This window comes from Neisseria basseii, assembly GCF_962707005.1.
Lineage (GTDB): Bacteria > Pseudomonadota > Gammaproteobacteria > Burkholderiales > Neisseriaceae > Neisseria > Neisseria bergeri.
In genome coordinates this window covers 1-22,681 of record NZ_CAUIXH010000027.1, presented here as the reverse complement: position 1 = coordinate 22,681, position 22,681 = coordinate 1, and the positions used below count along the sequence as shown (strand labels likewise).

Below are 22,681 nucleotides of genomic sequence, written 5' to 3'. Positions count from 1 at the left end.
TGCGACTGGTGGAGCAGGAGGGGGCGGCCAGCAGAAATCGGGGACGGTAAAGACGACCCTGAAGTCACTGCTTTTACGGGCGATTTTATTGAATGCCATGGCGGCTTGCTCCTGTTGGGGATGGGGTCGTCTGAAAGCTGGGTGAATGAGGGTTTGGAGTTTCAGACAACCTATGCGTGGTTTATATGTGTGCTGCCAAAGATGGCGGGATTGGGATAAATTCATCCTGAGAATCCCGACAGTCTTGAGCGGCCGCGATTTGATCTGCTCGTTCGTGTCGGGCGATGAATCTGAGCTGGCATGCCGCAATTTCCAGTTCCTCTGGAAAAGATGTGCGGTAGCTGCAATCAATGCGGCGTTGTTCCACATCGACAAGTATGGTGTCCAATACCATATCTTTGCACAATGACGAGTTAGTTGCCGTATGGGCGTGGACGAACACCGTTTCTACCGGCAAATCAACGGTAAAGCGTTGGTTGGGGGCTTGGAAGGAATGCACCATGCCGGTAAAGGTTAGTTCGTAAATATGGTTAGGTTTCAGATGGGGAAGTTGCAGCGAGGGATGGGCGCCGTTCCAATAGGCCATAGAAAAATCTTCAGGCAGTAGCGGAGCGCGGTTGGCTATCCATTGCTCATCGGCAGTACCGGTATGTTGGGCACGCAGTGCGAAATACCGGGGTATAAAGCCGAAGCCTTCGGGCTCAGCCTTATCGGACGGATCGCGCACCGGGTGTGCAGGGTCGTAGATTTGATGAGCTTTCAGCGTCCGCTTGAACCCGTTTTTTTTGAGTTCGGCCTTCGGATAGTAGCCGATACCGATGGCGTTCTGCTGATAGCCTGTGTGGTCGTCTTCGACTGCGCTGCCGCCAAAGGCAAACTCATAGCGGATAGGTAGGGAAAGGATGGGGTCGGGTTCGCTCAAAGACCATCCTGCCACCTCCCGCACCCAGTAACGCTCTCCAGTAAGCGCCAGGCTTTTTTGGTAATCGCCGATACTTACGGATACGGTAAATTGCCGAGAGGGAACATCGTCGGGTGCGTAGGCAGTTGCATTGACGACCAAGTCGGTTTTGGGTTTGTAGAGGCTGAAGTCGCTTTCAAACTGAGTCGAGGTTTGCGAAGGATCGCCGTAATAGGTATCGGCAAACGTGAGCGGCGTTTGCGTACGGGCAAACGCAAACTCCGTTTTTCCTGTTTCCGGGTCAATTTCAAACTCGTAGCTGACTTTGGCAACGACTACATCATAAGCCCGATCTGTTTGGTCGATGTTTTTAAACTGCTGCGTATGAAAGCAGGTAAAGTTCTGCAACTCAAACATGGCGCATCTTCTCTAGTTGATATCGACTTTTTTGCCATCGATATCCACTTCCTTCGTACCGACGATCTTGATCGATTTGCTGACGATGCTGATTTTGTTTTTATCAATCAAAATCATAGAATTACCGACTTGTATGGTAATTTTCTTGCCTGCGGACAGGGTGATGTTTCGACCGGCGTTGAGACCGATGTTCATACCGGCGTTGAGACCCATCACCAAACCGACGCTATGCATTTCTGCGCCGACGACATTGGTCATCCAGCCTGCACCGACGTTCAACATATAGCCTGCACCGATGTTGGTCATCTGTCCGATACCGACATTGTTCATGCCATTCAGGCTGACGGTTTCCTGTCTGTTGCCGCCGATACTACTGACTTCGTTGGCTACAACGGTCTTGTTGCGGTTGGCACCGACGGTCAGAGCTTGGTTTTTGCCGACAGCAACGTTCTGATCCTGTCCGATAGTCAACGCTTGGCTCTGTCCTATGCCTACTTTCTCGTTCAAACCGACAGAACGGCTGCGATTTTTACCCACGTTGACGCTTTGGTCTTTACCTACGCTGGTACTTTGATTGTCTCCTACACTAATGCTTTGGTTTTTGGTAATGCTGGAGGTCTCGTTTTGACCCACCGATTTTGTGCGGTTTTGGGTAATTGAAGCAGTTTCGTTTTTTTGGACGGTTTTCGCCCGATCGCCTACTACTGTAACGGTTTCGTTGTTACCGATTGTGGTGGTACGGTCGTTGTTAACGTTGCGGGTTTCGTTATTTTTAACCAGTGAGGTCAGGTCTTTTTGCGCTTGGAAATTGACCATCTCGGAACCGGCAGTATCGTTGAACATCAGTTCATTGAAGTTGGCCAGTGGTGAATTAAAACTTTTACTTTTGATACCGGACTGTTTGGCCGCGGCAGGAAAGCCCCATGGTGGCGACATTGCGCTATTGTACAGACGACCCAATACAATCGGTCGGTCGGCATCGCCGTTGATGAAGTCGACCAGCACTTCTTCACCGATACGCGGGGTGTTGATAGAACCGTATCCCGCACCGGCAGAACCTTGCGTTACCCGAACCCAGTTGGAGCTGTTTTCATCCATTTTACCGTAGCGGTCCCAATGGAATTGCACTTTAATATCGCCATACTCGTTGGTATAAACCTCTTCTCCGGCAGGACCCGTTACCGTCGCCGCTTGTGTGCCCAAAACTTTGGGTTTTGGCGTTTTAAGGGGAGGGCGGTATGGGTAGGATTTGGGCAATACGCGGAATGAAATTCTGAATTTGCCGATACGATCGCCGGTAGTATAGCCGGCTTCTTCAAAATCATAATCTGCTTTCAGAATGGTGTATTCGGTATTGGATGATGAATGCGGGTGCTTACTCAGGGTAAACGTATAACCCGGAGCCACCGTCAATGCAGTACCTGAACCGGTAATGATCTTAGTTTGGCTTTTCAAATCTTCACTGCGTACCTGACTGTAATTTTGCGCTTCGGAAACATCGCTAAAGCCGGTATAAAAATCATAATGCTCCATCGGGACAGAACTGAAATCGTGAACCGAGTCAGAAGATTTCATCGGGACTTTGGCGTTTTTATAATTGTATTCCTGAGTCACGAACTGGCTGGATTTCAGGGCATCACGTTCCTCCCAAACATCGATATAGGCGATGTTGGGTGCTCCGGGTGCAGTATTTTTGGAATGGTAAGGAATGTTAGGAGAAGAGATGGCTTCCAGAATACCGACATCATCAGCAATAACCAGCTCGTGCGAACCGTTGCTGTGGGTAAAGTAATAGTAGATGCCTTCCTGTTCAAATAGGCGGCTCAGGAAGTCAAAACTGTTTTCCTGATATTGAACACAAAAGCCTCTTGTACGATAGCTTTTTTGGCATTTAACCTGAAAGGGGAATCCGAAGGGAGATAAGACTTCATTGGCAATATCTAGAACGGATTTATCGACAAATACTCTGCTGTCGGTATTTTGGGTGAGATACCACATAAACGGACGAGCTGTGCAGGTGTAGGCATGATAGTCTTCTTCGTCTTCATCTTCGCAGATATAGCCGAAGTCAGTCACCAAACCGTTCAAATAACGCGGACTGCCTGCTTCTGTATCAATTTCCAATGTTATTGGTTGTCCGATAATATCTTTGCCTTGTAAATTGGAATCTTTGGAAACTAAAGTGATATTAAATTCAAAAAGGTTTGAAACGAATTCTGTTCCAAGCATTTTTTTGAATAATAGTTGTGATCCCAAAGGTGTATGAGCAACGACTGTTCTATTCATTTCGGGAAATTCCTTGTTTACATTAAAAACCAATTTCGCTTCAATGTCAGACTTTCTATTTTTCAATCACACACAGGACTGTGGCAGAAACTTGTTGGAATATGTGATTTCAGACGACCTGCTTACATTCGCACTACGACCTTCAAATGCACTGAAAATTCCTTAATTTATTTAAATTAAAGGGGTTGAAGGCTGTAGAAGTAGTAAATTCAAGCACAACGTTTTTGCCTTGGATGTTGTATTCGACAACGGTATTGTTTCCTGTTTGACGAATGATTTTTCCTTTTTCAATCAGACGGAATATTGACCATGGCCCGGTTGAGCTGATACCCGCACTATTGATTTGCGGAGAGGAAACATCGATTCTTGCCAAGGCATTTTCTTCTTTTGAGGGCCAGGTAAAGGTTGCAGGATTGACTGGGCCATGACTGTATACATAGCTTTTCCCTGCATAAGAAACATTCACACTTTCCAGGCTGGGATCAAGGAGCAAGACCTTGATTGTAAAGCCAAAAGTAGGCGTTTCAGATCCTTTGTCGAAATATCCTTGTCGGATTGTTGCAATGTCGTTCAGTTTGGAAAAACGCTCTTTAAATGCGCTGTTTTTGGCCGCTAATGTTTCCAGTTTTTCTGAACGCGCCAATATGGCGGCCTCCCCTGACAAATTGGTAAACTTGCTGTACATGCCGTTTGGACCAAATATATTGCTAAAGCTTTCCAAGGCAACATTGGTCTCAGATCCTCTATCAAAAGGGTAACCCTGTTGATGTATTTCTTGGCAACTGTTTGTTACGGTTGCCAACTGTTTTTCCAAGGTGGACATAAGTTTCTCATCGACAATCTTGTCAGTGTTGTTCAAAATAATCTCAGAAAAACTGTCTAACATTGGGCGGAAAGGCATAGGAAGCCGGTTTACTTCAGCTTTGTATTTCACAAACGGATCATCAGGAGGTAAATCTACGCCTTTTTCAACTGCAACATTAACAGCAACCAAATAAACGTACAGATCATTAATGGCTTCAGTAACGCTGTTAATAGCCGGAGGTTGATCGTTTGTGGTTTCAGTTAAGCTATGAAAATCTGCAAAAGCATCATCAACAGGAGTGGCCAGTTTCAAAGCAGCCAATTCATCTTTCTCATTGGCCTCTCCTTCAGTGTCTAAAAGCTTTGACAGACCTGCTCTATTTAACCAGTCGGCAATTTTACTGTCTGCTTTATCGGTTATCTTTTTATCAATGGTAAGCGTCGTGTTGTCACTGATACCTTTGATAATGTTAACCAAGGGCGAATTTTTCTCTGACAAAAGTTTGGCAATCTGAATACTTTCTCGAGATGATTTAGGTACAACCAATGACAAATCAGACAAATAGTTATTCCATGCCTTGATGTAATTGTTGAAATAAAGCTTTTGAGCATCAGAAAGAACAGTAGCTTTACTTTGGCTTTGTGAGGCATAGCTACCCAATACCCAGTTATCTTCATTAAAAAATTGTTCTGCCGATTTAACCATAGCAGGTAATACTTTGGTAATGTAGGCTTCTTTGGTATAAATGAAGTCAATAGGCTCTTTTAAAGCTCTACCAGTTTTACGACGGAACAATAAGTGGCTTTGCACACCGCCCATACTTGAAAGAGAAACAGGTGTGATTCCTTCTTGGCCTGAGAGAGTAACAGTATTGATGGTATCCTCCAGCACCATAGTTGCAATATCTCTTTGGGCAATTTCTTGCCTACGACGTTCAACCAATGCTTCATCATAGGGTGCGCTAGGAGTAATGCTTTGCTTGGAAAGAATCTGGTGTAAAGCTTTTTCAACAGATTTTTTCTGTTGGTTGCTCATGCCTGAAGATTCTGCTTCAGACAAATTAGTCATCAGCCAGTTTTGCATAAAAGCGGCATCAAAATGTTCTTTGTCATACATCATCAGATAAGCTTTTAAAGCATTGTAGCCATTAACTCCGACTGAGCCGCTGGTTGTACGCAGAAGTTCATCTAATTTAAAGCTGATTAAAGGCATCACGTTGTCTTGAAGGATTCTGCGGTAGGCAGATTCTCCAACGTCTTTCATTTGCCTGCCTTGGTAAAGCCCTATGCGATAGCTAAGAGGAGGGGAAGAGAGATCCAGAATCTCTTTACTGCCGGTCGTATCTTTGACATGTTCTGCAAATGTTACCGCTTCGAGTAGATTGGGAGCTTCAGTGTATTTTTTCGCTTCTTGGCTTAATTTGGTTGCTTTATCGCCAACTTGCTCAAGATATGAGCGATTATTTGAGTAACTGTTTAGCATCATGGCCAAGCAAGCGGCAATTATGGCAACAATAGCTCCAATGCCTAACCAATAGAGCATTTGTTTTTTAACAAACCATGATTTATTTTCTCCTGCCAAGTTTGCTTCACTTAGGATAACGTCAGAAAAAAGTCTGTTCAGGAAAAAACTTCGCTCGTTGTTTTGAGTTTTGGTTCGATCTGAATCCAAGTATTTTTTCGATAATTGGAAATCATTTTGCAAGCCATCCAAGATAGGATTGAAATGTTGCCCTGTTTGGGTGCCGCTTGAAAAATAAACACCTCTCCATGAAATAGGTTGCTCAAATTTCGAAGATTTAGATAACTCTTTGAATAGAGAAAGTACCGCCTGATTAAGACGTTCAAATTCTTCAGGAAAAGCAAAAGCTGCGGCTTTATCTTCAGAAGATTCCAATTGGTGAATAGTGCCCAACATAGAGGAGCGCAATTTATCTACAACTTCCGATAAAGCGTTGGAAGCAGTGGCAATAGGAGTTTCCGTCCCTTCCGTATCAGAAAGAGAAATTCCCAGATATTGATTTCTTTGTTCTTCAGTCAGATGATCAAAGAATTTGTCAAAACCATGCAGTAAATCCAGTTTGGTTATCATGAGATAAACGGGGAAATGTATACCTAATTTAGTATGCATCTCATGGATTCTTTTGCGAAGCTCTGCAGAAATTTCGGGGATATTGGTTTTACCTCCCAAAAGGTCATCTACTCCTACGGTAACCAATACACCGTTAATAGGTTGTTTGGGACGGTAACGCTTCAGAAGGGATACAAATTCTTCCCAGTCGCTGGAGTCTTTATTACTGTGGTTGTCATGTAACGACAATCTGCCCGCAGTATCGAGAAGTACAATTTCATCCGATAAAAACCAATCGCAATCACGCGTTCCTGCCAAGCCACTTACAGATGTTCCTAAAGTGCTTTCTAGGGGGAAGTTGAGACCGGAACGTTTTAACGCTGTTGTTTTACCAGAGCCGGCAGCACCTAAAACAACATACCACGGCATTTGATAAAGATACTGACCTTCTTCCAATCTCGCCAATAAACTATTTTTAGATTTGGAGAATTTAGCGTTTTTCAGTATTTTATCCATTTCAGCAAACTGACGGCTCATTGAGCTAACATCGCCTGCATTTTTCAAGATGGGTTCTTGCGCTGCGCGAATTTCCTTCAGTAAGGCAGCGTTGCGGCGTGACTCACGATATTGGCGAAATATAGCTTTAGCCAACCAAATGCTGACAATGGCAACACACACAGCAAGGCGAATGACCTTACTTTCTAAGGGACGAATTTCACCTATGGAAATAAGTGGGCCGATAAACCATACCAATATAATCAGACCGGCGATACCCAACATTACCCATAAAGAACGGGAGCCTAGAAAATAAAGAGTTTTTTTCATATTTGTTTTTCCGTATCAATCCAATTTCAGATTATTGATGTGTATTTACATCACTGTTTGGCTGAGTAGTTGAAGTATTGGTTTTTACTTCCGCTGCTCTCCCCAGTTTAGGGCCGGTTCCCGTTGTGAATAGGGTTATTTCAACTCTTCGGTTTTTAGCTCTATTTTCCAAAGTATTATTTGGTGCAACAGGATCGGTCGAGCCACGTCCTTCGGAACGAATACGTGTTCCACCATTTTTGATGTAATTCAATAAAATTTCTTTTACTGCATCTGCCCGAGCCTGAGAGAGATGCCAGTTAGATGGGAAGTTCAAGCTTTGAATAGGTTTGTTGTCAGTATATCCAGTAACTACGATTTGTCCTTCTACGCTATCCAAAGCTTGGCTGACTCTAGCCAAGACAGGGTAATATTGGTCTTGGATTTGTGCGGAGCCAGACTCAAAAAGACCATCACCTAAAATAGTAACCGTACTTCTATCTTGGAAGTCCTCCACCGAGACTAGGTTTCTAGCAATTTCATTTTCTAATAAAGGCCGTAACCGTATAGTGCCTTGTGTTTTTTGCTGTTTGGCTGTGACAGGAGGAAGTTTGAGATTGTTGACTTTTGTACTGGCAGTATCAAAATCATCACCTAAAGACCATTGCATGGCAAAGTAGCCTACTCCTAAGACGACAGCCCCTAAAACACCTACTACCCATAAAGGAATAGTAAGTCTCTGTTTTCTCTGGATGGTATTTGTAATGATTGGATTGTGTTTGAAAAGAGCAGCAGTTTGATCTGGTCTTTTGCTATGGATTGAGGCAAGCAAGTCTCTTTTAATTTTGTCAATTTCGAGTTCGCCACTGTTTAATACTTGATACTTGCCTTTATAGCCAAATTGCAAACATAAGTACATGAACTCTAATAAATCAATATTTTTATCCGGATCCTGCTTTAGATTTTGAATAATCTCAAAAAAACGCTCTCCTCCCCATGTTTCGTCATAGAAAGATACTAGCAGGCTGTTTTTGGACCAAGTTTGATCTGCCCAACCCGCACGAACAGCTAATTCATCTACGAAAGTACATAGGCAGTATTTTGCGGCCTGAATAGCGTCATACCTTGCTCCATTTTTTTCAGCATTTTCTTCAAAATTATTGATTAGGATAGAAAATTTGTTGATCAAACTGTCAGTAGACAATTGACTGGTAGTTTGTTGCATCGCATTGACTAAGATAAAAACCGGTTTGGCAGCCTCAATCAAAGGGTTATAAATATTTGCGATGCCGTGTGCAGCATTATTCTGGTTATCCATAATGAAATTCCAAATTAAACCAAATTAACTTAAAGACTTAATTGCCCAAAATTCAACATCTAAATTCGGAAAATTACCGGCTAAATGGAAGGCCATGCCTGATGAAGTATCAAACATGTCCCACAACTCGTGCTTTTTGTCCAATTCAAAATAGACATAACCGCTGTGGTATGGCAATTCTCTTGGTGCAACAGATAAAGCGTGCACCCTAATTCCAGGCAGGTGGTAAGCAACCAATTCTTTTACTTTTTCCACGGTACCTATTTTTACTACACTAGGAATTTTTTGGCGCAATGCTTCGTTCGGCATATCGGCTTTAATTGCAAGAACAAATGAAGCTTTGTCCAGTAAACTTTGGTCTGGTGTTTGAGCAACGCGAGTCGCTTCATCACGCATATCAAGCGGAATCCTAATCGCTCGTTGTTCAAGTACGATAGATAATGATTTACGTAAATTGAAAAATAACTTACCGAAACATGAGGCTAGGTCATTATGCTTATATACTGGGATATCACCTACTTTGCGAGAAGGCAGGAAGGTCATTAAATCAGCACATAGTTTGGATAAATTAATAAATAATTGTTCAGGGTGTGTTTGTCGTGCGCCTTCATTTTCGTGATGCAAATATGCCAAATATCGATTAATGGTTTGAAGCATCATGAAGTCCATAACTTCAACAGAGCCGCCGGTATTAGGATCATTCACAGCATTAGCCAAGCTATTGCTTTTTTGCATCAATAAACCATAGATCTCTGAAATATAAGCCTTTAGATGCTGTTGCTTTTGACTTCCGAGACAAGGCGGAATATATGATTCGTCCAGAATGATTTCAAAGTCCGCAGAGCTGGAACGGATGAGAGCAATGGGCAGGGCAGTTTGTCCGCTGGTTAAGTCGTTTTCTAAAACTAACATCGGATTAAGATCTGCCAGTGTTACCTGACGACCATCTAATTCAGTATTTGTAGTGTCTGCTAGAGTTTTATTAAAAGCTTTGTAGCGACATGAGTCTGAAGAGTCCTGATTTGGAAAATAAATCTCATTATTTACAGAAGAAGGCAGAGTAACAGCTAGGCAGATTTTGGTGTCTTTAATATTTGCAGGAACTTTTAGAGTCAGATTTTCGAGCTGTTTTTGCGAGAACAAAAATACAGAGCCATCGGGAAAAACCCCTTCTGCTTCATTAATACTAATTACCCCTCGTTTGAGGCTGTCTGAATTTAATACCAGCGAAGAGAATCCCCAAAAATGACCCCCTTGAGAAACGGTTAATTGGCGTAAGCCGGATTCAAGATAACGTTCAAATTGCTGGAAATGTTGAGGAGTAATAAAGATACCCTCTGACCATACTACTTTTGCTTCCATTGCCATGCCTTCATCCTTAATTTTTTAGTTATTATTTTTCTTCACGGAAAATGCCCTTACTAAGGTCGCTGCCGTATTTGCGTACTTCTCCATTTTCTTTAATTTTTTTATCGTCAGGGTGCCGCTCTTTATATTTCTTTAACATATCCTCCATTTCTAACTTTGATAATTGGGTTAATTTATTTTTACCAACGTTTACATAGAAATAATGTTTACCAAATTGATACCATTGTTTCTTCTGCTTCAATAATACCAATTTCCATTGACTGTTATTCAAATCTCGATAACTTGCGACTACGCCTAGATATTTCAGGTGCGAATCCATTTTAATCGGCAATATGGTAACCGTATCAGGATGCAGCATGAATTGGTTCTGCTGGATTAACTTCTCACCTAAATTTTCTTTGGCATTGTTGGTAAGTTCAAAATAGTTTGATTTTTTGAACTCTCCATCAGAAGACAACTGATATAAATCCAGCCTGATGGGAGAAGGTTGACCAACTATATTAGGATTCACATCAGGAGAAACTATGATTTGTACATCAATTTCTTCCCCACTCTCATCAGATTCTTTAGGGGGTTTATGGTCGGAAGCACATGAGCTTACCATTAAGGATATCATTAAGAATGATATATATTTTATTAGTTGTTTATGCATTTTAATTGCCTTCAAGTCCATCAATATTGATTAGGTCTGACAACAAATATTTAAATCAGTCATACAATATATGACTATTAGGGAAATAAATAGGTTTGTTCTAATTGATTAGAAATACTAAATTTTGTTAATATTATCTAAAATTATAAAGCATTTTTCTTACGAAGTTTATATTTATATTGATAAGTAAAGTCATGATTACTTGCATCAATATTTACGCTTAAAATTTGTTTGCCTTGAGTTGCAGAGGTAAGCAGTTCACGACTGATTTGCGGTAGAACCGTGTTGGTCAGGATTGCATCAATCATACGGCCACCTGACTCTACTTCTGTGCAGCGCGAAGTAATCAGTTTTAGCACTTCAGGCGTGTAGTGCAGGTCGATACCGTGGTTGTTTTTAATTCGATCTACGATACGGCCTAATTGCAATTCCACAATTTTTGAGAGCATATCGTCAGATAGCGGATAGTAAGGAATCACTTGCATACGGCCTAATAGCGCGGCAGGGAAGGTTTTCAACATAGGAACACGCAAGGCTTTGGTTAAACCTTCCGGAGTAGGCAGCATTTCAGGGTCGTCACACATATCCATAATCAAGTCCGTCCCTACATTGGTAGTCAGGATAATGATGGTGTTTTTGAAATCGATATAACGACCTTCACCGTCTTCCATCCAGCCTTTGTCAAATACTTGGAAGAAGATTTCGTGCACATCCGGATGTGCTTTCTCTACTTCATCAAGCAAGATAACGCTATAAGGTTTGCGTCGTACGGCTTCGGTCAGTACGCCACCTTCACCATAACCGACATAGCCCGGAGGCGCGCCTTTCAGGGTGGATACGGTATGAGCTTCCTGATATTCACTCATATTGATGGTAATTACGTTTTGTTCACCGCCGTACAATGTATCAGCCAAAGCCAATGCCGTTTCGGTTTTGCCCACGCCGGAAGGACCTGCCAACAAGAAAACGCCGATAGGTTTGTTAGGGTTATCCAGATTCGCACGTGATGTTTGGATACGACGGGCGATTGCATCCAAACCATGACGTTGGCCAATGATGCGTTTGTTTAGAGTGTCGGCAAGTTGCAAGACAGCCTCAACTTCATCTTTCATCATTTTACCAACGGGAATACCTGTCCAATCAGCCACAACGTCGGCAACGGTACGGCTATCCACTAAAGGCATAACCAGCGGCTGAATACCTTGTAGTTTTTTCAGTTTATTAACCAGCTCTTTTTGGCGGGTGTACAGCTGCTTACTTTCTTTCTCAGCCGTTCCTTCTTCCGCATGCATGATTTGTTCGCGCACATCCAATAGCTCGGTAACTAAGTCTGTTTCAGATTTCCATCTGTCTTCTAATTTTTTCAGGCGACCTTCGATTTCAGTCAGTTCTTTACCGATATTGGTTATCCGTGTTTCAGAATCGAAACTGAGTTTTTTCTCACGTTCCAAATTTTCTTGTTCAAGCTTTAATGCTTCGGATTTCTTGCGCAGAAACTCGATACTGCCAGGCACAGCATGCTGGCTGACTGCAACTCGCGCACAGGCAGTATCAATCAAGCCGACAGCTTTATCGGGAAGTTGGCGTGCAGGGATGTAGCGGTGGGAAAGCTTTACGGCTGCCTGAATTGCTTCATCGAGAATAATCACGTTATGGTGTTTTTCCAAAGAAGCATTCAATGCCCTAAGCATGTTGATGGCTTTGTTTTCGTCCGGCTCATCCACTTGCACTACTTGGAAACGACGGGTTAAGGCAGGGTCTTTTTCAAAGTATTTTTTGTACTCTGCCCATGTTGTTGCGCCGATGGTACGGAGTTTGCCTCGGGCCAGTGCAGGTTTGAGCAGGTTGGCTGCATCGCCCGTGCCGGCTGCACCGCCTGCACCAATCAAGGTATGGATTTCGTCGATAAAGAGCACAATGGGAATCGGGCTGGATTCCACTTCATCCATCACTGCTCTGAGACGTGATTCAAATTCTCCGCTGACGCTGGCACCTGCTTTGAGCAAACCGATATCCAGCAGGATTAATTGAACGTCTTTCAATCCGGGCGGAACATCTCCAGTAGCCAAACGCAATGCCAATGCTTCGACTACGGCTGTCTTACCGACTCCGGCTTCACCTGTGAGAATCGGATTGTTTTGACGGCGGCGCATCAGGATGTCGATCATTTGTCTGATTTCGGCATCGCGACCGGTAAGGGGATCTATTTCGCCATTCTTCGCCTTTTCAGTGAGATTGCTGCCGTATTTGGCCAAGGCACTTTCTTTGTGGGTAGCATTAGGCTCCGAAGATAAGGCGTTTTGGGTAACACCGAGATTTTCTTCAGAGTTTGCAGTAATAGCGATGATATTGTTCGCCAATGTTTCCGGTTTGATTTTGAGAAACTCAGAGGAAATATTGGCTACAATACTCTGTAAAGTTTTATTTTCCAGAATGGTGTAGAAAATATGAGCAGTACGGATTTTGTCGGTACCGAATTTGAGCGAGCTGTATGTCCAAGTTTGCTCGACAAGGGATTGGATATGTTCGGAAAAATCGATGACAGCAGTCGAGCCGGCAGGAAGTTTTTCAACCGCTGTCAATACATCTTTGCGGACTCTGGCTTCGTCTAAATTAAAACTGTTGATCAGACAGAAGATGTCGGTTTTCTCGGTTTGCAACAGAGAATGAAGCCAGTGAACCAACTCAACGTAACTGTTTTCACGAAGACGGCAGAAGGTGTAGGCATTTTCCAGAGTTTTATACAAGGTGGTATTCAACTTGCCAAATAATACGCTGCGGCTGATGTTTGACATGATGTGTCCTTAAATTAAGTTATTCCAAGTATGTCTAAAAATAGTTTGAAAGAAGCTTTTCCTAACAAAGGGGTCGTCTGAAAAGGCTGTTTAATGGTTGCTGACGATCAAGTCTCCGGCATCACGGGAAACATTCCCCAGCCAAGTTGTTAAGCCGAGTTGTGTTTGTCCACCTAAGTCCATGAGCGGTACTTCTTTTTGCATTAAAACAGGCTGTATATCCCATTCATATTCATCTGTGGCAAACAGTCTTACCCACTCTCGTAAGCGGGCGGTATTGATGCCGTCTTTGAAGAATGATCGGTAAGCGGGTAGGGTAAGTGGGCCGATGATGATGCGGAATTTACTTTGAACATCGTAAAGCTTGTCACCTAGCAGCAAGCCATCTCCCAGCGTATAGTTACCCATGATTCCGATTTGCGTTTTTTCTTCTGCAACCTCAACCCAATACCCGACATTGGTTTGAATGGTAACGGGGACTTTGAAATAACGGTTGAGCAGTTGTTGAAGATTGGCTGCCGAACGACTTTGCTTCATCAACAGACCGGCAAAATAACGTTTGGCAAATTCGTGGATTAAGCCTTTATTATGTATGGTCGGTGTATCCAGCCCGTTAAAGCTGGCGATATATTTCCCAAAACGGTCTTCAGCATTTTTGTCTAAAGAAGTAATGCTTTGAGCGTTGGCCCATGCCCGATAGAACAAGACAGCCAAACGGTGTTGCAACATATTGGCAAAACCGGTCCATGCTCGGTCGCCGTGTTGATGTTGGCGCTCATAGGCATATTCGGTCAAATGCAAAGGCAGGGGACCTGATGGTCCGAACAAACCGAATCCGTTGATGGAAATTTCCACATAACGCGGCGATAGGGCAACCGACTGGATGTTGCGAGGAGCAAAAATAAGTGATGGCTCTTGGCGAATCCTTATTTTTTCCATTTTCGGGCTGACGGCTTTGCCTAATAATTTTCCGCCAGTAACAAATTTGACGGATTCAAGCTGGCGCAAGAGTGAAAAATAATCGTATTTATAGGGCTGGGAGGTGATTTTATTTAAAAAGCCAGTCAGTTTTTCATCCCACGTATCGTCCAATGAGTCGCTAAAATCTGTTTGAGCGTTGATTGGGCTCATACGATTACCCTCTCTCCAACAGCAGTCGGCCAAGTAGCCATATGTCCTTGTTGGAGTGTGTCAATTTGAAGCTGTATGAATGAGTTAATCGACACCAAACGTTGGAAGTAATGGTTTAAAACTGAGCCGAACAGGAAGGGATGGATACCGCCCAATTGCGCTTCATCCAGCGTAACCGTGATTTTGATGCCTCGAACAGGCGCCGCAACTCCGTAATGACGGACTACCTTGTTCACGGTGGAAGTCTCAACACGTGTAATCGACTCAATCTGTTTTTTCAGCAAATCATTTTCGGAAGAAATAAACACCATTAAAAGCTCTTTTAAGGTGACGGGTGCATCTTCTTGGTCGATGTTTAATAATGACAGATAGTTCAAGCTTAATTGGTTTAAAAAAGACCAAAGCGTTCGATCCTCACTCACAGCCGCTTGAGGACGTGTTAACTTAGAAATCAGCTTAATAGAGTTAACCGGCAGGAAACCTTCAATCAGGAAATCAGACTCTCCGTCTCGCGGCATCATCAGTGGCAAATCCCTGCTGGTACACCAAGCATCTACGGAAAGATGTTGTATGCCGGAATTGAAGGCGTAATCCCGATTGTCGGCCAGAGACAAAAACACTTCGCTGCCTAAGTAGGAAGAACGGAAGCCATTTTTGACAGAATTTTCCGATGGAACTCTGTCTGCACGCCGTGCTGAAAAATAAGCATGCTGAGTTTGGGCTTCGGGGAAGAGTCCCATATCCGGCGCTTTGTACATCGGCGAAAATGCAACGGTTTGGCGGTTGTTGGTGTCGAAGCCTTTTACTTGTTCGATGGCGTAGACTTCATAATTCAAAGGCTGCGTACGGTCGATGATGACGTGGTGTTCCTGATCTTGGATATTTACAGGAAAGCGGGAGCTTTTTTTTCTAAATAGATTCACCACCGGCACCGCATTGACAGAAAAATCCTCTACGCCGATCAGTTCTGTCAATTCAGGTATTTTGTTGCTGAATAAAAATGAAAGACTGAAATAGCGTTTGCGGTAAGTAATGATTTTTTTATTGACGCCCTTATCGTTTACGATTTCTTCCAAATGTTCGGGTACTTTGGGTAAATGTCCGTCATTCTCAGCCTGACGGACAGCCTGTTTGATATCTTTTTGAGCGATAAACAGGAATTTTTCCGGCAGACGCGCGTATTCCTGCATAATCCGGAATGCACTGACGGATTTGTCCAAATTAAACGATAAGGCTTCATCTTCCCGAAATCCCCGATGTTCCGGTTTGGAGGACAACGGGTAATACCATTGTTTGGGATTCTCATAACTGTGGCAAACGACGCTTACGCATTCTGAGGCCAGCAAAAACAGCAGTGCAGATGACTTAGAAAGTTCTGTACCTAAAAACACAGATAATTCATCCGGCAACATTTCCGAACATGCGCCAGGTACGCTGAGCGAGAAGTCCAAACGCAAAGCAGATTGTACTTTTTTTCCGGAAGATGGTTTGAGCGCAGGGAGTGTGCTTGGTAAATAACCGAGCGAATCGGTATATTTGGCTTTTGCTATGCGTAACGGTAGGATTTCAGTGGTTTTGGTTACGGAAAATGGGCAACTTACTTTGAATTCGTCGATAGGCAATGAACGTAATACTCTGCCACGTTCCAGCAGATTGATAACGTCGGCGTTGTATTGACCGGTAGGTTCCAAATTGACAATAGCTGCCGCCGGTTTCTGATTGATGAAGTCAGGGTAAACGACTTCTAAGATTCTTTGTACGAAACGGGGATATTCCGCATCCAGCTTGAGCTGGGTGCGTGCAGTGAGAAAGCTTACACCTTCCAATAGCCTTTCGACATAAGGGTCGGGGATGTCGGTTGTATCCAGTGCCAAGCGGGAGGCGATTTTGGGGTATTGCTGTGCAAATTCCCTGCCCATTTCCTTCAGGAAGGTCAGTTCTTTATTGTAGTAAGACAATAATTTATTATTCAAGACCTATTTCCCCCATCTAATAAGTCAAACAATCCTGTCTCAACATCCATACTGGTTCGCAACAGGAACTCTTTGGGATAAGGATTGAGTTTCAGGTAACCTTTGATTTCAATAATGAGTTTGTTGTGTAAAGCATCGTTATCATCGTCTACGGTATTTACGATAACTTGCAGGGTTTTGCTTTCAAGGCGTGGTTCGAAATCGATGATGGCTTGTTTGATATTTTGTTCTACATCCTGCCATTCTATGTCGGAGAAATTCACTCCCGACAGAGGCGGAATGCCATAATTTAGTGTGGACGAGCGCACATTGACAGGCAGATCTTTCTCCATGGCCTCCGCTTGCATGTTGTAGGTATTCAGCAGGTAAAGAATATCGCGCAGCACTGCCTGCCGATATTGGTCAAGATTGATGACCTGATCGGGGCGTGCCTCTTTTTTTTTGCGCGGCTCTTTATCTGTCAGTCTGTCAAACAAAGAAGGCAGCAGTTGGTTTCTGAATTGCGACATGATTGATTGCGGTAGTCGGAGGATGGGTAAGGTTTAACGCTGTTGTCCGAATTTGATATTGCGAATATCCAAGAGACCAAAATCATGGCTGTCGGTATACAGGGTTTTTTGACCCATGCCTGTAAAGAGCTGTTCGGTTACTTCTATCCAGTCTGTTTGCGAACAGTTCATCAACATATCCGACCATTCAGTTTCTGCATCCGGCAAAACGGTATAGCGGGCAGGACTGGTACATTGGATACATTCGCCGTCGGTAAATTTGATTTCAGACGACCTCCAGATGATGTCGAGCAACGAGCTTGGTGCTTTGAAAGCTATACTTTCAATAGAGTCCCAAGTTTGCCAATAGTAGTGGCCTTGATAGAAGAATTCATAAACAAAAGCAGTACGTACGTCGCCATCCATAATCCAGTTGCTGTCGGTTTCGGCAACTGATTTATCTGCCAGAAGATAAGTGATGTGTGCCGGCGTACCGTCGATACAGTCGGATAAGGCTTCGTAGTCGGCAGTGAGGGCAGAGCTTTTTTTCTCTGCAACATGAGCAACTAAAGAGAGTTGTTTTTGAAGAATATCGAGTTTACTTGCGTGTTGTTCCAGAGTTTTGGGTTTTTGCTGTGTTTCTAAGACTGCCTGGCGACGCATTTCGGCAGAAATGTTTTCAATAAGGTAGAGCATCAGGGGCTTTTGAGTATCGGGAAAAAGTTTTTGGTATTGCCCGATTTGCTTTAGGGCCTGTTCCCATTTGGCACCCAGACAGAGATATTGAATCAATGCCAAACGATGTTCCTGATTGTCAGGATTTGAACGTACAAGCTCAATCATGTCCGTTAATTTAGTCTTCAAATCCATCCCAGCAACTCCTTATTTGTTTGCCTAAAGTGTGTAATAGTCGAAACCCGATTAACTTTTCAGGAAGACAGAGGTCGTCTGAAAAGTAAATTTATTGTAAATAAAGCCTGACTTAAAACGCCTTTTAAGCCAGGCTTCTGCAGTTAAATGCGCATAGTGGTTATGCGGATTTGTTTTCTTTGATGTTGAAGGCCATTTGAACTTCAGCGCCTTTAGAACCTTTATCGGTTTGTTCCCAATATTGGTTTTTCACTTTGGCAGCTTGGAATGAGTAACGCATTTTCAGCGCATCGTTGTCTTGTACGCCGATGAATTTCACGCCGGTTACCAAGACATCTTCCAAAGTAGTGCGTGAATATTCAATCTGCTCGCCACCGGCTTTGCATACGGAAATTTCTACTTTACTCAAGTGTTGGCCGGTAGCACAGTTTTTCAGAATGGTAGGTGCGGCTTTGTCAATAGCGGCAACTACGGTCAAGTCATTGAACTTGACTTTACCGGCACCACCGCCACCACCGCTGGTCATCGAACCGGGTTGCTCGGCACCCCAGTCGAAACTTTCGATGTTGGTCCAGTTTTTGTGGTTGGAATCTTTTGATTCGCCGTTAACACCTTCAACTTTCATGAACATATCGATAGCCATGTTTTTACTCTCCTTGTTAAAAGGTTGAAAAATTAAGGGATTCTACAACAGGGCATGAACATGCCCACCTAAATGAACCAAACCCGACTATTCCTGTTTAGCCGAAGGCAGTTTGGAAACCAAGCGCAATGAAACAGTAAGGCCTTCGAGTTGGTAGTGCGGACGTAGGAAGAATTTGGAAGTGTAATATCCAGGATTGTCTTCAACTTCTTCCACAACCACTTCAGCAGCAGCCAACGGTTTACGGGCTTTTGTTTCTTGAGTGGAGTTAATTGGGTCTCCATCTACATAATTCATAATCCATTCGTTTAACCAACGTTCCATGTCTTCACGCTCGCGGAATGAACCGACCTTGTCGCGTACGATACATTTCAGATAGTGGGCGAAACGGCAGCACGCAAACAGGTAAGGCAGACGCGCAGACAAGCGGGCGTTAGCCGTGGCATCTGGATCATAATATTCAGACGGTTTATGCAGCGATTGAGCACCAATAAACGCAGCCAAGTCGGTATTTTTACGGTGAATCAACGGCATGAATCCCAATGCTGCCAATTCGGCCTCGCGGCGGTCGCTGATGGCGATTTCGGTTGGACATTTCATATCCACGCCGCCGTCATCCGTCGGGAATGTGTGGCAGGGAAGGTTTTCAACGATACCGCCGGATTCCACGCCGCGGATTGAGGTACACCAACCATAATATTTGAATGAACGGTTAATATTTACCGCCATTGCATAAGCCGCATTGGCCCATGTGTATTTGTTGTGATCCGCGCCTTCAGTTTCTTCTTCGAAGTCAAACTCATCGACAGGATTTGTCGTGGCACCATAAGGCAGACGGGATAAGAAACGTGGCAGGGCCAAACCGATATAACGCGAATCTTCGGAATCACGCAGGCTGCGCCATGGGGCATACTCGGCATTTTGGAAAATTTTGCTTAAATCACGAGGATTGGCCAATTCCTGCCAAGACTCCATCTGCATTAATTTGGGAGATGCGCCGGCAATGAATGGGCAGTGTGCGGCGGCAGCAATTTTTTCAAGACTATTGAGCATTTCTACATCGGGTGCAGAGTGGTCAAAATAGTAGTCGCCAATCAAACAGCCAAAAGGTTCGCCACCAAATTGACCATATTCTTCTTCATAAATACGTTTGAATAGGGGGCTTTGGTCCCAAGCAGTGCCTTTGAAGCGTTTTAAGTTGCGGGCAACTTCTTTTTTGGAGATTGGCAATACCTTGATTTTCAACAAAGTATCAGTTTCGGTATTTGTAACCAAATGATGCAGACCGCGCCATTCGCCTTCCAGTTTTTGGAAATCTTCATGATGTAGAATCAGATTGATCTGTTCGGAGAGTTTTCTGTCGAGCTCGGCAATAATTGCTTCGATAGTTTGATAAGTGTCGTCTGAAATAGTAATGGCATTTTGCAAGGCCTGTTGGGCAAGAGTTGCCACAGCATTGTTTACGGCACTTTTAGCTTCTTCGGTTTTAGGTTTGAATTCTTTTTGCAGTAGCTTTTCAAATTCATTCGCGGCGAATACGCTTTTTGCGCCGCTATCCCCTTGGATATCTAATTGCTTTTCAGTCATGATTCACGCTCACTTTATTGATTTCATCTGAAATTACTGCTCGTCTTTGGAAGACGCTTTAGGCGCAGCTGCAAGGCTTTTCAGCAGCTCGCTGTCTCCCAAGACTTTTCCGATTAATTCTTCAGCACCACTCTTACCATCCATATATGAAAGCAGGTTGGCAAGCTCTGTGCGCGCTTGTAGGAGTTCCTTTAAAGGACCTACCTTTTTGGCGATTGCTGCCGGAGAGAAATCATCCATGCTTTCCAATTCAAGCTCTACATTCAGATTGCCTTCACCGGAAAGCGTATTTTTTACATTAAATGCCACACGAGGTTTGAGGGCTTTCATACGCTCATCGAAATTATCTACGTCAATTTCCAAAAATTTGCGTTCGGTCAATTCGGGCAGTGGCTCCACAGGTTTGCCGACCAAATCTGCCATCACACCCATAACGAATGGAAGCTCAATTTTTTTCTCAGAGCCGTAAAGTTCTACATCGTACTCAATCTGTACGCGAGGGGCCCGGTTGCGGGCAATAAATTTTTGTCCGGATGATTTGTTTCGTGACATATTCAATGACCTTTAAATGATAAAAGTTGTTTATTTAAACGAACTTCACTATTGCGGGTAGACTACCTTATTCGTTGGAGGTTCCAGTTTCTTCGTCAGGCTTACCGATCAAAACTTCCAGATTGGCAATGCTTTCAGGACTAATATCTTTCATGATGTCGTAGAAGTTCATATTCATTTGTCGCTGTACCCTACGGATAAATAGTGGGGCAGGGTGGCTGGGTTCCAGCGTTTCAAAGTAAATGCAGATTTTTTCCAAAGCCAAATCGACATCAGCCCGATTTTTGATATTCAGACGACGCCATGCATCCGCTTCTTGAAGGGTCGATTGCTCTTGAGCAACGGTCGAAACGGGCGTTTCAGCGGGTTGTTCCGTTTGTTCAGCATGTTGCAGCTGCGGGGTACTTCCATCATTGTAATTGATGGCTTTGTGGATCAGGGTAAGCGGTTTTTGAATCACTTCAAAATTGAGTGAGTGTTCGTCTTGCAGCTGGGTCGAGAAAGTGTTTTGAATATCTTTCAGATGGTCTAATGCCTGGATTAAGGCAATCAATTCCGGTTTGCCGGTATCGGCACTTACCCTGATATCGAGCATCAAACGTTCTTTGCCGCCCGGATAACTTTGAGGGTCATTGCCTTGCAAGACAGAAACTGCTTCTTTAACGGTAATAGGCTGTTGGGTCAGTCCGTTTACTAATAATTTAGCTGAAAATACTTCTTTGGCGATGCCATCAAGTGTCGTGAACGCACTTAATGCATTGATTCGATAAAACGGGTCGGATTCGCCGTCCTCATCTTCGAGTTTGGGATATAGGGATTTCCAATATAAATCCACATTGGTTTTGATGGCTTCGCAGCCGGCGCAAAAGCCAACCAGCCCGTGTTTTGCGGTAAGAGCCTGTGTGTAATAGGCTAAAACATGGAGGTCTTTTGATTCAGCCAGCAGTTGATTGCATAGCTTCTCTACTGTAGCCCAATCAGGTTCTTCCGCAGGGATGATGGTGTCACCATATTGACGTTCCGGTTTTCCTTCGGCAGCGCTTTGAAGCTCTAAAAAGCGGCTATCGTATTCAATATTTACTCCTTCAGGGATGTCTGCGGAAATTGGTTCAGCCCATAGGGGAAATGTACTCATCTACTTATAATCCAAATATTTTATTGAACAGAGAACATGTCGGTTCCCCGTCTCTTTCTATATGGTTACCACTTTCACATTCTATCCAAAAGCTGCCGATATTATCTGATTTAGATAAAAAATTGAGGAAAGACTCGGATAATGGATGGTCAGGTTTATGAAGCGTACCTAAGCAATTTGTTATAAAACATTTACCGTTGATTAATGTTTGGTTAAAAAAATCTACATTTTTGTAAAAAAAATTAAAAGAGTTTAACTGTTCGGAAAGGGTGTAAAGCTTTTGAAATAATACAAAAGGATATTGTCTACCAGTTTGATCTGAGCTAAGGGCGGTTATACCAATATAGGTAATGCTATCAGGCAGTTTAATACCAAACAGCCAAATGCGGGATGCAAAAAGCACCTTTCGGGTAAATGGAATTAACTTATCTTGGTTGGCGCAACGACTAAACCATCCATCCCAAAAATTTTTATCGTTAGCTTGGAGATTTTCAGAAACAATAAAATCACGAGATTGATTTAGCTTTCCGAAAAAGTAGGTTTCTATTTGCCGCATAAATAACAACCACTTAAAATAAAATTAACAAAAATAAAGTTACTTAAGTTATTGATTATAATCTTATCTCAGACATATACAATATGCCTACTTTGCGAATACTTTACCATACATTTGATTTATGCATTGATATTTTTTTACATATCAAAAAATAGGTGAAGGAAGTAAGCATTTTATGATATTTTTGTATTTACAAAACGTTATTTTTATTCTTAACGTCTTAAGACACACTGTGTTTACAGTTTCTTATTTGTTATAATTTTGTTGCAATGTCATTCTAAAAAAGTCATAATCATTTTGACTTAGTTTCTCAAGTTTCTCAAATATTCC

Annotated in this window: 16 protein-coding genes and 1 pseudogene; all 17 read right to left on the bottom strand. The window is 43.2% G+C overall.

What is annotated here, in order from left to right:
* Positions 1-99: pseudogene (locus Q9I99_RS11610) on the bottom strand (PAAR-like domain-containing protein); the annotation flags it as partial.
* A gap of 82 nt (positions 100-181) precedes the next feature.
* On the bottom strand, positions 182-1,318 hold the full coding sequence (locus Q9I99_RS10440; protein ID WP_118778758.1) for a DUF2169 family type VI secretion system accessory protein: 1,137 nt from the start codon (positions 1,316-1,318) through the stop codon (positions 182-184).
* 12 nt (positions 1,319-1,330) lie between these two features.
* Positions 1,331-3,604 (bottom strand): type VI secretion system Vgr family protein, encoded by a 2,274-nt coding sequence (locus Q9I99_RS10435; protein WP_025457430.1) that lies wholly within the window; start codon positions 3,602-3,604, stop codon positions 1,331-1,333.
* A 142-nt stretch (positions 3,605-3,746) separates the two neighbouring features.
* Positions 3,747-7,304, bottom strand: coding sequence for a type VI secretion system membrane subunit TssM (tssM, locus tag Q9I99_RS10430; RefSeq protein ID WP_301668227.1), 3,558 nt, complete (start codon positions 7,302-7,304; stop codon positions 3,747-3,749).
* Between the two features lie 31 nt (positions 7,305-7,335).
* On the bottom strand, positions 7,336-8,601 hold the full coding sequence (gene tssL / locus Q9I99_RS10425) for a type VI secretion system protein TssL, long form (protein WP_301668228.1): 1,266 nt from the start codon (positions 8,599-8,601) through the stop codon (positions 7,336-7,338).
* Between the two features lie 24 nt (positions 8,602-8,625).
* Positions 8,626-9,969, bottom strand: coding sequence for a type VI secretion system baseplate subunit TssK (tssK, locus tag Q9I99_RS10420; RefSeq protein WP_107863900.1), 1,344 nt, complete (start codon positions 9,967-9,969; stop codon positions 8,626-8,628).
* A gap of 25 nt (positions 9,970-9,994) precedes the next feature.
* On the bottom strand, positions 9,995-10,621 hold the full coding sequence (gene tssJ, locus Q9I99_RS10415; protein ID WP_025457426.1) for a type VI secretion system lipoprotein TssJ: 627 nt from the start codon (positions 10,619-10,621) through the stop codon (positions 9,995-9,997).
* A 143-nt stretch (positions 10,622-10,764) separates the two neighbouring features.
* A complete protein-coding gene (gene tssH / locus Q9I99_RS10410) occupies positions 10,765-13,416 on the bottom strand; it encodes a type VI secretion system ATPase TssH (RefSeq protein ID WP_301668229.1) in 2,652 nt (883 codons plus the stop codon).
* A gap of 90 nt (positions 13,417-13,506) precedes the next feature.
* A complete protein-coding gene (tssG, locus tag Q9I99_RS10405) occupies positions 13,507-14,547 on the bottom strand; it encodes a type VI secretion system baseplate subunit TssG (protein WP_025457424.1) in 1,041 nt (346 codons plus the stop codon).
* Positions 14,544-16,520, bottom strand: a complete 1,977-nt coding sequence (locus Q9I99_RS10400) for a type VI secretion system baseplate subunit TssF (RefSeq protein WP_025457423.1) — start codon at positions 16,518-16,520, stop codon at positions 14,544-14,546. The genes tssG and Q9I99_RS10400 overlap by 4 nt, the downstream gene beginning before the upstream one ends.
* Positions 16,517-17,029, bottom strand: coding sequence for a type VI secretion system baseplate subunit TssE (gene tssE / locus Q9I99_RS10395; RefSeq protein WP_025457422.1), 513 nt, complete (start codon positions 17,027-17,029; stop codon positions 16,517-16,519). The genes Q9I99_RS10400 and tssE overlap by 4 nt, the downstream gene beginning before the upstream one ends.
* Positions 17,030-17,062: 33 nt before the next feature.
* Positions 17,063-17,878, bottom strand: coding sequence for a type VI secretion system accessory protein TagJ (locus Q9I99_RS10390; RefSeq protein ID WP_025457421.1), 816 nt, complete (start codon positions 17,876-17,878; stop codon positions 17,063-17,065).
* A 160-nt stretch (positions 17,879-18,038) separates the two neighbouring features.
* Positions 18,039-18,521, bottom strand: coding sequence for an Hcp family type VI secretion system effector (locus Q9I99_RS10385; RefSeq protein WP_025457420.1), 483 nt, complete (start codon positions 18,519-18,521; stop codon positions 18,039-18,041).
* A gap of 87 nt (positions 18,522-18,608) precedes the next feature.
* A complete protein-coding gene (gene tssC / locus Q9I99_RS10380; RefSeq protein WP_118778765.1) occupies positions 18,609-20,108 on the bottom strand; it encodes a type VI secretion system contractile sheath large subunit in 1,500 nt (499 codons plus the stop codon).
* A 33-nt stretch (positions 20,109-20,141) separates the two neighbouring features.
* Positions 20,142-20,660, bottom strand: a complete 519-nt coding sequence (tssB, locus tag Q9I99_RS10375; protein WP_301668230.1) for a type VI secretion system contractile sheath small subunit — start codon at positions 20,658-20,660, stop codon at positions 20,142-20,144.
* 67 nt (positions 20,661-20,727) lie between these two features.
* Entirely contained in the window at positions 20,728-21,795 is a 1,068-nt protein-coding gene (gene tssA, locus Q9I99_RS10370; RefSeq protein WP_118778766.1) for a type VI secretion system protein TssA, read from the bottom strand.
* 4 nt (positions 21,796-21,799) lie between these two features.
* Positions 21,800-22,351 carry a type VI secretion system-associated protein TagF gene (gene tagF / locus Q9I99_RS10365; protein ID WP_081462523.1) on the bottom strand — a complete coding sequence of 184 codons (552 nt, stop codon included), beginning with the start codon at positions 22,349-22,351 and terminating at the stop codon, positions 21,800-21,802.
* Positions 22,352-22,681 lie beyond the last annotated feature (330 nt).